We start from the raw sequence: 13,684 nt of genomic DNA, 5'->3' as shown, positions 1-13,684 counted from the left end.
CCTAATTAAATATTCAATTATTATTGAATATTTGTTATAATCAACTTATTAATAAGCCCATAACTCTTCTGTACAAAAATAATTGTACGATAAAAATTCATGGCAAAGGTTATCTAGTTGTAAATTGTACGTGGATGTTTTGTAAATTTAGTAGGACTATGGAGTGATAACATGCGGAAGGCAACACTGGATAAATTAACGAAGCAACATTCGAAGCGGGAACAATTACGAGCAAATGTGATTGATGCTATTGCTCAGACGATGGACTTATATGGTGTTAATTACACGTTTGGTCAATTATATGGTGTTATGTTTTTTGAAGACAGACCTATGACACTTGAGGAAATGCAAGATAATATGGGGATGAGTAAGAGTAATATGAGTTATGCCATTCGTTCATTGCTAGAGTCACAAATGGTTACAAAGCTGAAGGAAAAAGAGGAAAGAAAGGATTTGTATGTTGCTGAGACAGATTTCTTTCATGTTTTTCAAACGTTCTTTGCTGATAAATTACAACGAGAAATTGATGTTATGAAAGAAGCGATTGAACCAGTTATTCCTTCTTTTACAGAAATCATTGTGGATCTTAATACAACGGAAGAAGAGAGGAGTCTTACTTTAGATGATTTACATAAGATGAAACAAACTATTCATTATTACGATTGGTTGCAGCAATTTGTCGATAAATTACGTGATGGAGAGTTTTTTCCAGAGGGTCAAGGAATTGAACGTAAAGGTGATGAAATGCCTCATATAGAATAATTCAGTGCCTATTCAATTGATTGCTTTATATACACAAATAGCCCGTAACCGATGAATCGGTTACGGGCTATTTGCACATAAACAATAACGAGTGATCTACTTACTGATGACTCCACAAGCAATACGTGCTCCAGAATTACCAGCTGGATCGGTAACATAGTCATCTGGATCAGCATGTATGATAAGTGAAGTGCCTTTCTTTTTAAGTAGAGAGTTAGCCTCACCTTTTTTTAATGTAACTACACTAGTAACGAGTTCTACATCGACTGTACCATCGCTAGATACTTCGATATTTGGCAAATCACCATTATGAAATCCTTTTTCATTGTTGAATCCATGTTGATGATTAATTGGGTTGAAGTGTCCTCCTGCAGTTTTGAAGTCAGGTGGATCACATAATCCATTTTCATGAATATGAATACCGTGAACTCCAGGAGTCAAATGTGCAGCTTGGACATGAATTCTCACATTTTCATCATCTTGAACGAGGCTTGCTGTCCCGATGTTTTTTCCTTCCGTATTAATAATAGATACGGTAATTACTTTATCTTTCGCACTGACATCAGCGGCATTAATATTCAGACTCATCATAAGTAAAGAGAGTCCAATTAAAATCTTTTTCATAGTAACCTCCATTATATAGCAAATCTTAAGTTGCTAACATATGTTGCCCAATATTATAACTAATATTCGTAGTGTGTTTAGAATGAGGAATAGGAAAGAGAATCGTGGGATATTATTACAATCTTAGAGTTGTCAATTAACACATGTGAGGTAATTTTACTTTGTAAGCGTTATAACGAACGTTTTTCTTGAAATCTGCTGGAACATTCGGAGTTTAATAGGGATAAAGTAAGATTAGTTGACATACTTTGGTTAAAAGTAGTAAAATCTAGGTGAGTAAATAAATAATCTGAATATTGTGTTAAGTTAAATAACATTGAACTTACATTGAGGAATCGTTCAGGTTGGAAACTTCAGGAGGTGGTCGATATGCCTATGGCCAAGAAACAAGATCAGTTTTCTTATGATGCAAAATCTTTTTACGATGAAATGTTCGAAAGTAATGGGAAGGTAAGATCACATTACAAATCTATTTTCGAGCAATTTTCGAGCATGAGCTTAACCAATCAAGCTGCTAGACAGCAAGCGCTGCAACAAAGAATGATTGAGGAAGGCATTACTTTTACACTGTATCAAACTGATCAGAAAGAACCTCTTGAACGAACGATTCCATTCGATTATATTCCCAGAGTTATTGCTAAAGCAGAGTGGGATGTTGTTGATCGAGGTTTACGGCAAAGGGTGCAGGCATTAAATGCATTCATTCACGATATATATCACGATATGAACATTATTAAAGATGGTATTATCCCACGTCGATTGATTGTATCGAATACGTATTATCGTCCTGAGATGGTTGGGATTGATGTCCCTGGCGGAGTATATATTACTTCATCAGGTATTGATCTCATCCGTGATGAAAAAGGAGAGTATTTTGTACTTGAGGATAATTTGCGCTCACCATCAGGTTTCTCTTACTTGTTTAAAGGTAGAGCGTTAATGAGAGAACTATTCCATGACCTGTACTTGAAAAATTCTGTGGTCGATATTGAGCGGAGCTTAAATGCATTTCTTAGTTCACTTCGTAGTATCTCACCTAATGGTAAGAAGGATCCTGTTATTGCGTTGTTAAGCCCAGGAGCATTCAATTCAGCATACTTTGAACATACATTTCTAGCGCAACAGATGGGTATTCATCTGGTTGAAGGTCGCGATTTAGTTTACAAAGATCATAAGATCTATATTCGAAATCTAGATGGGTTGAAGCAAGTAGATGTTATCTATAGACGTATCGATGATGATTTTCTTGACCCGCTTGCATTCAATGCTGATTCAGTTCTTGGCGTACCGGGTTTGATGAATGCATATCGCGCAGGAAATGTCGCTATAGCTAATGCACCAGGCACAGGAGTAGCAGATGATAAGGCAATTTATGCTTATGTACCTGATATGATTCGTTATTATCTACACGAGGAACCAATTATTCGTAATGTACCAACTTATATATTAAGTCGCAAAGAAGAGCGTGAGTACGTGTTAGATCATTTGAAAGAGCTTGTTGTGAAAGAAACTTCGCTCTCTGGTGGTTATGGCATGTTGATCGGTCCTGCTGCTAGTCAGTCAGAGATTGATTATTTTGCGAAAGCAATTAAAGAAAATCCAGATCGATACGTTGCACAAACGACGATGAATCTTTCTCGTTCGCCAATTATGAAAGATGGCATCATGACCCCTAGGCATATTGATTTGCGAGGGTTTGTATTGAAAGGAACGGAGTCACATGTTATTCCTGGTGGACTAACGAGAGTAGCTCTAGTAGAAGGCTCGTTGGTCGTTAACTCTTCGCAAGGTGGGGGAGTGAAGGATACATGGGTACTCAGCAAGTGAGTTTACGATGTAACTTTTCATTGCTGAGAAGTACACGCAAGTAGTTATGAAAAGTTAGCTGATGCTTACGATGTAACTTTTCATTGCTGAGAAGTACACACAAGTAGTTATGAAAAGTTTTGGGAGGGTTCATTATGCTTAATCGGACGGCAGAATCTTTGTTTTGGATTGGGAGATATATGGAGCGGGTAGAAAATCATGCGAGGCTGATAGATGTTTACTACCATCTGCAACAAGATGAATTTAATAAGGCCATTAACCACTCCAATGATAATGACAAATGGATGCGTATTGTTGATGCATTAGGAAGCCGCATAATGTATGAACAAAGTTATAAAGAGTACAATGAGCAACTTGTACTTTTTTATGCAACATTGGATCGCGACAATACAAATTCATTAGTTTCATGCGTTAGTCATGCACGCAATAATTTGCGGACATTACGTGAGCAAGCTCCGACAGAGATGTGGGATGTAATGAATAGTTTCTATCTGTGGCTACGTGAGCAGAAAACTGATGGTTTGTTACTAGAGTCCCCTCACCAATTTCTTGGGCAAATCAAAAATTGGACCAATATGTTCGCGGGCTGTATTCACTCTGTAATGTCGAGACAGAATGAATGGTACTTTATTGAGTGTGGACGCTATTTGGAACGATCAGAAAATACACTTCGTATTCTTTGCACAGTTGAAGGATATGCATGTAAAGCAAACTCACTTCATACAGACAGTTATTCTTATTTGCAGGCTGTTCTGAAATCCGTTAGTGGGTATCAGACGTATAGACGTCAATATGCAGATCGGATTACTGTACCCGAAATATTCGAATTCGTCATTATGAACCCGACTTTCCCACGCTCTATACACTACGCCTTTCATCAACTAGTTTTGAATATTCGTTCGCTGGAGCTATACGATAAGCCGTTAAAAGTAGCGCATGAACGAATCGTTAGAAAGTTAAGTAAGATGATAGCAGAACTTGATTGTCTAGAAGTTAATGAAATATACAATGATGATGAAGATAAGTTAACAGCACAATTATTGCAATCCTGTCAGTGGATTGGCGATGAATTTGCTCAAACCTTTTTTCTTATTGGGGAGGTTAGTGCATGAAGCTACGAATCAGTCATATAACGACCTATCAATACGCTCAGCCAGTTACGGACAGTGTCAATGAGATTAGACTTACTCCGGTAACGAATGAACGACAATCATGCTACAACCATACGATTTCCGTGGAGCCTAATGCGCCATTATTTGCATATGAGGATAGCTTCGGCAATCGTGTGCATGCTTTTTCGGTTAATCAGGCGCATTCACATCTTACTATTCGTACTTCTATGACAGTAGTAACGACTGAGGCTTTTCAACCAGAAGGCAAACGTAAAATGCAAAACTTAAAACCAACGGAAGCTTGGGATCAATTGCAATCTGATGCGATTATTGATCGCTTTATTGAATTTCTTCTACCGACGGCCTATACGGAGGCTACGCAAGAAATTATTCAATTTATGAATGAAGTTCCGAGCATAGGAATTGTTAATGACAATGCAGAGGAGATAGTGCCTATCTATTCTGTTTATGATTGGCTCAAATCGTTAAGTAATCATATTCATATGAACTTTGCATATGATCCTGAGGCGACAACCGTCAGCACGAAAGCATATGAATTGATAGAGAAACAGCGTGGTGTTTGTCAAGATTTTGCTCATCTTATGATTGCGATATGCCGAGCGAAGGGAATTCCTGCACGCTATGTTAGTGGATATCATTTTGTTGGTGATCTACAGGGAGGTACGGCTGATTTTGAGCAAGCTTCTCATGCGTGGGTGGAAGCCTATATACCTGAACTAGGATGGTACTCTTTCGACCCAACGAATAAAACAGCGTTTGATGATCGTTATGTAAAGCTTGGACACGGTCGTGACTATATAGATATTGTACCTGTAAAAGGGATATATCGAGGAACTAGCGAGCAGAAATTAGTAGTGACTGTAGATGTTCAAAAGTTTCAAACAAAATAAAAGCTCGGTAATCGTAAAGTAGCATGATCACTGCACAAGTTAGTGATCATGCTACTTTTTTATTGTAAAATCGTATTAATTTAAAAGATAGAAAATAATATTATATGTATATTTCTGGCAAATTGTAAACGCTATCGAATTTTAGTATGATAGGAGCAATGAATAAGAGAAAGAAGAGACAACTATCCTAAAAAATAGAGTTATTTCACACAGTACATCAAAAGAATGGAAGAGATTGCACCAGATCATATTCAGTCCAAAGTGCTTAGATGAGCGGTGGAGTATCTCTATATACCTATCGTAAAGTTTTTCAAGAGCTTGCGTTGAATATTATCTTTGATGCTGTATGTGTGGTTATATATGATCGTAGCATAGTGTCTAATGCCTCGTAAAAGAATCAAAGAGGTAAGAATATTATTTGTAAATGAAGCGGTTAAGCTTGCCAAGCGAGAGTTTTTCATAAGGTATGAGTTATGTATTCCGAGGTTAATCGCTTTTACGATAATCGCGAGTCATCGCTATGGAAATGGGACGGTGCATGTACTAGTATGCTTACTAAAAATCGGAGAAAGTAGTTTAGTAATTATGATTAGAATATATAGCAATTAGGCACGTACACTAGTAATAACGAGTTAATATCGATATTTACTACTTCCGATACAACTTTTCATATACGAGAAGTTACATTGTGAAGTATATGAGAAGATTAAGGAGGGATATTGGTTATGAAACAAATATTAGATGATGATGCAACGGAATTAGCTGAAAAAATCAGAAATCGACAATATAGTTCACTAGAAGTTACAAACACGTATATCGAACATTTGGAGCGAGCGAATAGTAGTGTGAATTGTATTTCCGTTGACCGCTATGATATTGCTAGACAAGAAGCGATAGATGCAGATATAAAATTGCAAAATAATGAGCCAGTAGGTAGAATGCACGGTGTGCCAATTAGTATTAAAGATTGTTTCCATGTTGCCGGAATGGCAACAACAGGTGGATTAATACATCGTAAAGACAATATTGAACCTGAAGATGCTGAGGCAGTTGCTTTATTGAAACAGGAAGGTGCAATTATTATTGGTAAGACGAATACGCCGACACTTTGTTTCTGTCAAGAAACGGATAATAAACTGTATGGTCGTACGAACAATCCTTGGGATCTTTCGCGTTCGGTTGGTGGCTCAAGTGGTGGGGAAGGTGCGTTAATTGCCCTTGGCGGAGCAGCTGTAGGATTAGGAGCAGATATTGGCGGTTCTATTCGGTTTCCAAGTCATAACAATGGAATTGTCGGTTTCAAATCGGGTAATAAGCAGGTTAGTGCAATTGGTAATTTCCCTCATGTTACGATACCAGAACAAGATCGTATGTTAGGAATAGGCGCGATGAGCAAATCAGTACGCGATGCCAGGTTAATGAATGAAATTTTGACCGGGAGTAAGCGTAAATTCGTCGATCTAAATGCGTATGAAATTATAATGCCACATAAACAAGAAGGCATCCCACTTCATGAAACGACGAATGGTCTTATGGAGCAATTACGTGCCAAACTCATAGCTGATTATAAATTAAGTGATGAATTACCACCTTATTTCGAACAAGGTGCACTCATCTGGCAAGAGTTAATGAGCATTGATGGAGCGAAACATATCGAGAAAATATTGACCGATGACGGATCAAAGAAAAATCCGACATGGGAGTTTGTGAAAGAGAAAGTAACGAAGAAATCAGATTTCCATCATAATCTTTCATGGGCGCTAATTGGCGCACGAATGTTCCAACCTTCGGAAGCTCGATTAGCGGAGATTCGCAACCTTCTTGCTGTAGGAGATCAGCAGATTAGTCAGTATTTCAGCAACAAAATTCTTATTATTCCGGTTTATCATGAAGCAGCCCAAAAGCATGGTAAGTTATATGGCGAGATATTCTCGATTCGCAAAACCTACAAGCAATATATGCCATACATCGCCTATGCTAACGTATGGGGACTTCCATCTCTTACTTTGCCAATAGGAACAGATGAAGCGGGTATGCCCATTGGCGTTCAGATTATTTGCAATGTAGGAAATGAGGATGCAATCTTCCAACTAGGAGAATGGTTAGAGGAAGAAATGTATCGCTATAAGCGTTGTACGACTTACGACGCCTAGTAGAAAGTTATAATAGTGATTATCTATAGTTGATATTAACAATAGACTAGTATTTATTCGTTTGTTATGCTTTACCATCATGTGGTGAAGCGTAAATCAAAACGATAGCACTAGTCTTTTTTTTGTGAAAAGGCTGACTATGTCACCTAATCATATACTTCATTTTAATAGCTACCTATTCATTTGACGCAAAATCATCATGGCAAAATAAATAGGTAGCTTGACGTAATACCCTATGGGGTATAACATAGTGATTACAAAACGATACTTGTATTACACAAACTTATAAAGGAGGCAACATGATTGAAGTATGATGAAAAAGTAACAAATCGATTGAAACGTCTTGAGGGACAAATTCGCGGAATTATTCGCATGATGGATGAAGGGCAAGATTGCCGAGATGTCATTACGCAATTGTCTGCGGTTCGATCAGGGATAGATCGCTCGATGGGCGTCATTGTAAGTGATAATTTATTGGAATGTGTTAAGCAAGCCGAGGGTGATACTGATAAAATGAATGTTGTCATTCAAGAAGCGGTAAATCTTATCGTAAAAAGCCGATAATCCAATTGGCTTTTTATTTTAATAATTTTAATACCCCATAGGGTATTTCGGAGGTTAATATGTCAACGAAGAAAACAACTATAGTACTTTTTAGTGGTGATTATGATAAAGCAATGGCTGCTTATATTATAGCCAATGGTGCTGCAGCCTATGATCATGAGGTAACGATTTTCCATACTTTTTGGGGAATCAATGCACTTCGTAAACAAGATGGTTTGCAAGTGGAAAAAGGAATTCTAGAGAAAATGTTTGGTTGGATGATGCCACGAGGAGCTGAAAAGCTTGGCCTATCCAAAATGCAAATGGCAGGGTTTGGTCCACAAATGATTAAGCATGTTATGAAGAAGCATAATGCATTGACGCTTACACAATTAATCGAATTGGCACAGGAGCAAGATATTAAGCTCGTCTCATGTACAATGACAATGGATTTACTTGGTTTGAAGCCAGAAGAATTGTTAGATGATGTGCAATATGCAGGTGTTGCTGCGTATCTGGGGGATGCGGAGCAAGGAAACGTGAATCTCTTCATCTAAGAGGAAGTTCAAAACGTCCACTCGTAATCACGATGACAATGCTAACGTAGCTTAGTCGACGGCGAATATGCCCCCCATCGAAAGCCTGCGTGTGCTCACGTACACAAAACGTACGCTGTGCTACTCGTTTCCGCTGGAGTGCATCTTCTTGGTGCTGACGAGCGAACATTTTGAACCTTCATTGTAAGTGAGGAAGTTCAAAACGTCCACTCGTGATCACGATGACAATGCTAACGTAGCTTAGTCGACGGCGAATATGCCCCCCATCGAAAGCCTGCGTGTGCTCACGTACACAAAAACTAATGAATCGAAGCGCGGAATGTACGTAGTTGGTACATGAGCACTGGAGTAAGCGATGAATGATAAATACGAAGTCGAGTAAACTGTGAAGCAAGACACCGTACTGACTAGTGAAAAGGGGAAAACATAATGGGCTATATAATTGCTATCATTGTTATCGTACTTTGGTGGTTGATCAATCGCAAGGCAACTGCAGGAATTAAGCAAATATCAGCAGCTACACTAACAGAAATATTAGCTAGCGATGAGCATGTATTTATAGATGTTCGAACTCCAGCTGAATATAATTCCAATCATATTAAGCAGTTCCGCAATATTCCACTGGGGTCAGATATGACAATGCTACCAAAGGATAAGGATATCGTTGTCATATGTCAAAGTGGAATGAGAAGTATGCAAGCATGTAAGCGGCTGAAGAAGTTAGGTTATACGTCAATTACTAATGTCAAAGGCGGTATGACCGCATATAAGATACGTTAATAGGAGGAGTAACAATGAAAGAAATAACAACATTTACATTGCAAAAAATGATTGAGGACAGTGAAAGCTTGAACGTCATTGATGTACGCAACATTGACGAAATTGCAACAGGTTATATTGCAGAAAGCATTCATATTCCACTGCCATTAGTAGAATTCAAATTGCCTGACATAGAAAAATCGAAGAAGTATTATGTTATTTGTCGCTCAGGTGGTCGGAGTGCAATAGCCGTGCAATTTCTTGAAGATCGTGGATATAACGTGACGAATGTGCAGGGTGGAATGGATGCGTGGACTGGTCCGATGCAGTATTCATAATATTGATCGTGAAAAGGAGTAGTGGGCGATGATTCAAGTAGATGTAATGATTGATGCAAAAGGATTAGCTTGTCCGATGCCAATCGTTAAGACAAGGAAAGTAATGAAAGAACTTAAAGAAGGACAAGTACTACACGTTCAAGCAACCGATCGTGGTTCTATGGCAGATATTGAGGCATGGGCGGAGTCTGTCGGACATCAATATATCGGCACTCAAGAGATAGATCAAGTGCTACATCACTATATACGAAAATCTGATGGCGACCATATCGAAGAAAAGCAACACGAGCATATCGTTGCCAATGAAGAACTGTTGGAGAACATGAGCCAGGGTGGAATACTGCTTGATGTGCGAGAACAAGCGGAGTATATGTTTGGTCATATTACTGGTGCCATTCATATTCCACTAGGTGAGTTAGAAGAAAGGCATCACGAGCTATCGAAAGACGAAAACATTTATGTCATATGCAGAACGGGAAAACGTAGTGACTTTGCTGCACGAAAACTCGTTAAACTTGGTTATTTGCAAGTATACAATGTGTTACCTGGGATACAGCAATGGACAGGAGAATTAAGTAGAGAAGTGTAATTTTTTTGAATAAATTAATACCTACGGGGGTAATTATAGTGGTGAATAAATGGACAGCAGCAGATATAGCGAAGAAAGTACTAGCACGTGAGCCCTTATTTATTATAGATGTGAGAAATAAAGATGCATACGCTGACTGGAAGATTGAAGGTCATCAGTTTCAACATTTGAATGTGCCATATTTTGAGTTATTAGACGGAGTAGACGAAATACTTCCCGAGCTACCAACTGATATTCCATTGTTAGTAGTATGTGCGAAAGAAGGTTCTTCCGTAATGATCGCTGAGATGCTGGATGAAGCTGGTGTAGAAGCAGCATATCTTGAAGGTGGAATGAAATCATGGAGTAGTCATATCGAGCCACTGCAAGTTGGTGAGCTTTCTAATGGTGGTGCGATCTATCAGTTTATACGACTTGGTAAAGGATGTCTCTCTTATATGATCATATCCGATGGAGCGGCGGCTGTCATCGACGCAGTACGATTTACCGATGTATTCGAGCAATTTGCATCATCGCAAGGAGCTACAATTACTCATGTGTTAGATACTCATCTTCACGCAGATCACATCTCAGGTGGACGAGCATTAGCAGAGAAAAGTGGTTCACAATATTACTTGCCTCCACTTGATGCGTCAGAAGTGAATTTTGCATATAAACCGTTAATTGATGGTATGCAGCTACAACTTGGATCAACAGCAATGAAGATTCAAGCGCATTATTCACCAGGTCATACGATTGGCTCCACATCATTTACTGTCGATGATCGTTACTTGCTTTCAGGAGATATTTTATTTGTAGACTCGATAGGTCGACCCGATCTAGCTGGTGAAGCTGAAGACTGGGCAGGAGACTTGCGCAATACACTTTATGATATATATCGTCAGTGGTCTGAACCATTAATTGTGTTACCGGCGCATTATATGGGTATTGAAGAGATGAATGACAATGGAACTGTAGCCAAGTCACTAGAAATGTTAATGAGTGACAACCATGGCTTGAATATAGAGAATGAAGAAGAATTCCGTTCGCTCGTTACGAAAGATTTACCGTCACAGCCTAACAGCTACATTCAAATTCGTGAAGTTAATATGGGTAAAAGATGTTGTAGTCATGAAGAAGAAACAGAGATGGAGATTGGACCAAATCGCTGTGCAGTTCGCTAAATAACAGAGATTGATTGTATAAGTATGGAAAATAAAAGCGTGGATTAAATCGAAAAACTTAAAGTGAATTAAAGAAAATCAAAATATGAAGGAATAAGGGAGACGGGAATTATGAATATTAAGAAAACATTAGATGCTAGAGCGTTAGCTTGTCCGATGCCAGTTGTGCGTGCGCGTAAAGAAATGAAAACAATCGAAACAGGTGAGGTGCTTGAAATTCAAGTAACAGATAGAGGTGCGTTGCTTGATATTCCAGCTTGGGCACAATCTACTGGACATAACATTGTAAATCAGCATGAAAAAGATGGTGTCATAAATTTCTATATTGAAAAGGGATAAAGACTTGTAGAGTCGATTTCCGACATAGAAAGTAGGAGACACCATGGACATTACTAGCATTATTACACTATTTCTAATCGGGTTTATCGGATCATTTATATCTGGAATGCTTGGTGTTGGTGGAGCAATTATTAAGTATCCGATGTTATTATATATTCCTCCAATGATGGGGATGGTCACATTTACTGCGCATGAAGTGTCAGGTATTAGCGCGATCGAAGTACTATTTGCTTCGTTTGCGGGAGTATGGGCTTACCGCAAAAGTGGCTATTTGAATAAAAAACTTATTAGAAGTATGGGAATAACCATTTTAACAGGTAGCCTATTTGGTAGTTATGTATCGGGAGGATTATCTGAAAGTAATGTGAATATCGTCTACGGTATTTTAGCAATCATTGCAGCCATTATGATGTTTATGCCGAAGAAAGAAGTCGAATTGCAAGTTGGACAACCATTATCGTTCAATGCTCCACTTGCAGCGATACTTGCACTAGCAGTCGGTATTGCTTCGGGTATTATTGGGGCTGCAGGTGGATTTCTATTAATTCCAATCATGCTCGTTATACTTAAAATACCGACTAGAATTACAATTGCGACTTCACTTGCTATCACATTTATTTCATCAATTGGAGGTACGATTGGAAAGATTGCGACCAATCAAGTACTGTATGGACCTGCGGTCGTTATGATTATCGCTAGTGTTATGGCTGCACCACTTGGAGCGAACATCGGCGAGAAAATGAATGTTAAAATACTACAACTGATATTGTCTATTCTTATTCTAGCTACAGCTATTAAAATATGGTTTGATATTTTATAGCAGTTGCAGGGAACGCGCCGAAAGAAAGAGAAAAGTCCTTTTCATTGTGGAGATATGCAGAGAAAGTATCGCACGTGATGAGAAGCTAAGGGGCTAGGAGCTTAGATTTATGAATCAAACGCTATAGGTCAAGTTATCGAAAAAATAAGTTGACAAAAATTAGGTTATAAAATAAACTAAACTCATCGAATTAATCGGAATTAATAATTTGTTAAATAATCATTCTCATTTATAGCCGACTAGTTAGCTAGAGGCTCTCCAACCTATTATGTCGGAGAGCCTCTTTGTCGTCTCTAGAGGTGAGAATGTAAACCGATTATCCGGTATATAGATTGCAAAATAACATTTGAAGAGGGTGATACCGTTGAGCAAAATACAATTTGAAAATGTATCGAAAACTTTTCAAGTGCGAGAAATCGAGAATGGCAAACAGCAAGTAAAAGAATTTATTGCAGTAAGTGATCTATCTATTTCCGTACAAGAAGGTGAGTTTGTTACTATCGTCGGCCCTAGTGGATCTGGAAAAACTACATTTCTAGATTTGCTAGCAGGCTTATCTCAACCTACTTCAGGCAAAATATATTTAGATGGCAAAGAAATAAAAGGCCCAGGACTTGACCGAGGAATCGTATTTCAGCAATATGCACTTTTCCCATGGAAAACGGCTAGAGGCAACGTAGCATTTGGACTTGAAGCGAAAGGTGTAGATAAGAAAGAACGCGATGAGAAAGTAAGTTACTACCTCGCACTTGTAGGTTTAAAAGGATTTGAAGATCGCTATCCACATGAATTATCTGGTGGTATGAAACAACGAGTTGCTATCGCTAGAAGCTTGGCATATGATCCGGAAGTACTATTGATGGATGAACCATTTGCTGCATTAGATGCTCAGACCCGAGAAACGCTTCAAGCAGAGTTACTTCGTATTTGGGAACAGACGAAGAAAACGATTATATTCATTACACATGGAATTGATGAAGCTGTCTACTTAGGGCAGCGAGTTGCTGTGCTTTCCTCGAGACCGGGAACGATTAAATATATTGTAGATATCCCACTTCATAATCGGCTTCAAACGATAGATATTCATTCCCATCCAGAATTCGTGAAAGCTCGCCATAAAGTATGGAATCTACTGCACGAGAACGTATATTATGGTGCATCGATATAAAGAGATAAAGGAGGAATTG

General features: G+C 38.5%; 16 protein-coding genes. 14 read left to right on the top strand and 2 right to left on the bottom strand.

Going from position 1 to position 13,684, the window contains the following annotated elements; genetic code table 11:
• The first annotated feature begins 171 nt into the window (after positions 1–171).
• A complete protein-coding gene (locus NV377_RS07520) occupies positions 172–762 on the top strand; it encodes a GbsR/MarR family transcriptional regulator (protein WP_258200582.1) in 591 nt (196 codons plus the stop codon).
• Positions 763–858: 96 nt separating this feature from the next.
• Here NV377_RS07520 and NV377_RS07515 read toward each other — a convergent pair whose 3' ends face one another.
• Positions 859–1,386: a superoxide dismutase family protein gene (locus tag NV377_RS07515; RefSeq protein WP_258200581.1), complete on the bottom strand. Its 528-nt coding sequence runs from the start codon at positions 1,384–1,386 to the stop codon at positions 859–861.
• 369 nt (positions 1,387–1,755) lie between these two features.
• Between NV377_RS07515 and NV377_RS07510 the strand changes: the two genes are divergently transcribed.
• The 6 genes from NV377_RS07510 (at position 1,756) to NV377_RS07485 (ending at position 8,489) form a co-directional block, all read left to right on the top strand.
• The gene (locus NV377_RS07510) at positions 1,756–3,213 is read left to right on the top strand and encodes a circularly permuted type 2 ATP-grasp protein (protein ID WP_373425810.1); all 1,458 of its coding nucleotides are present in this window, start codon (positions 1,756–1,758) and stop codon (positions 3,211–3,213) included.
• A 134-nt stretch (positions 3,214–3,347) separates the two neighbouring features.
• The gene (locus tag NV377_RS07505; RefSeq protein ID WP_258200580.1) at positions 3,348–4,325 is read left to right on the top strand and encodes an alpha-E domain-containing protein; all 978 of its coding nucleotides are present in this window, start codon (positions 3,348–3,350) and stop codon (positions 4,323–4,325) included.
• Entirely contained in the window at positions 4,322–5,236 is a 915-nt protein-coding gene (locus tag NV377_RS07500) for a transglutaminase family protein (RefSeq protein WP_258200579.1), read from the top strand. The genes NV377_RS07505 and NV377_RS07500 overlap by 4 nt, the downstream gene beginning before the upstream one ends.
• A gap of 725 nt (positions 5,237–5,961) precedes the next feature.
• Positions 5,962–7,389: an amidase gene (locus NV377_RS07495; protein ID WP_258200578.1), complete on the top strand. Its 1,428-nt coding sequence runs from the start codon at positions 5,962–5,964 to the stop codon at positions 7,387–7,389.
• A gap of 303 nt (positions 7,390–7,692) precedes the next feature.
• Complete coding sequence (locus NV377_RS07490) at positions 7,693–7,953, top strand: metal-sensitive transcriptional regulator (protein ID WP_258200577.1); 261 nt, start codon at positions 7,693–7,695, stop codon at positions 7,951–7,953.
• A 59-nt stretch (positions 7,954–8,012) separates the two neighbouring features.
• Positions 8,013–8,489, top strand: coding sequence for a DsrE/DsrF/DrsH-like family protein (locus tag NV377_RS07485; protein WP_258200576.1), 477 nt, complete (start codon positions 8,013–8,015; stop codon positions 8,487–8,489).
• Here the strand turns inward: NV377_RS07485 and NV377_RS07480 are convergent.
• The gene (locus NV377_RS07480) at positions 8,482–8,658 is read right to left on the bottom strand and encodes a hypothetical protein (protein WP_258200575.1); all 177 of its coding nucleotides are present in this window, start codon (positions 8,656–8,658) and stop codon (positions 8,482–8,484) included. The two genes, NV377_RS07485 and NV377_RS07480, sit on opposite strands and share 8 nt — an antisense overlap.
• A 260-nt stretch (positions 8,659–8,918) precedes the next feature.
• Here NV377_RS07480 and NV377_RS07475 point away from each other — a divergent pair, with 260 nt between their 5' ends.
• From NV377_RS07475 to NV377_RS07445, 7 genes are all read left to right on the top strand, one after another.
• Positions 8,919–9,269 (top strand): rhodanese-like domain-containing protein, encoded by a 351-nt coding sequence (locus NV377_RS07475; protein WP_258200574.1) that lies wholly within the window; start codon positions 8,919–8,921, stop codon positions 9,267–9,269.
• Positions 9,270–9,283: 14 nt separating this feature from the next.
• A complete protein-coding gene (locus tag NV377_RS07470; RefSeq protein ID WP_258200573.1) occupies positions 9,284–9,586 on the top strand; it encodes a rhodanese-like domain-containing protein in 303 nt (100 codons plus the stop codon).
• A gap of 28 nt (positions 9,587–9,614) precedes the next feature.
• A complete protein-coding gene (locus NV377_RS07465; protein ID WP_258200572.1) occupies positions 9,615–10,175 on the top strand; it encodes a sulfurtransferase TusA family protein in 561 nt (186 codons plus the stop codon).
• Between the two features lie 35 nt (positions 10,176–10,210).
• On the top strand, positions 10,211–11,338 hold the full coding sequence (locus tag NV377_RS07460) for an MBL fold metallo-hydrolase (RefSeq protein ID WP_258201147.1): 1,128 nt from the start codon (positions 10,211–10,213) through the stop codon (positions 11,336–11,338).
• 111 nt (positions 11,339–11,449) lie between these two features.
• Entirely contained in the window at positions 11,450–11,677 is a 228-nt protein-coding gene (locus tag NV377_RS07455) for a sulfurtransferase TusA family protein (protein ID WP_258200571.1), read from the top strand.
• 43 nt (positions 11,678–11,720) lie between these two features.
• Positions 11,721–12,497 carry a sulfite exporter TauE/SafE family protein gene (locus NV377_RS07450; protein WP_258200570.1) on the top strand — a complete coding sequence of 259 codons (777 nt, stop codon included), beginning with the start codon at positions 11,721–11,723 and terminating at the stop codon, positions 12,495–12,497.
• 364 nt (positions 12,498–12,861) lie between these two features.
• Positions 12,862–13,665: an ABC transporter ATP-binding protein gene (locus tag NV377_RS07445; protein ID WP_258200569.1), complete on the top strand. Its 804-nt coding sequence runs from the start codon at positions 12,862–12,864 to the stop codon at positions 13,663–13,665.
• The last annotated feature ends 19 nt before the right edge of the window (positions 13,666–13,684 follow it).

The organism is Paenibacillus endoradicis (assembly GCF_024721975.1).
Note: the sequence above shows the minus strand (reverse complement) of the source record. Positions and strands in the feature narration are given on the sequence as shown.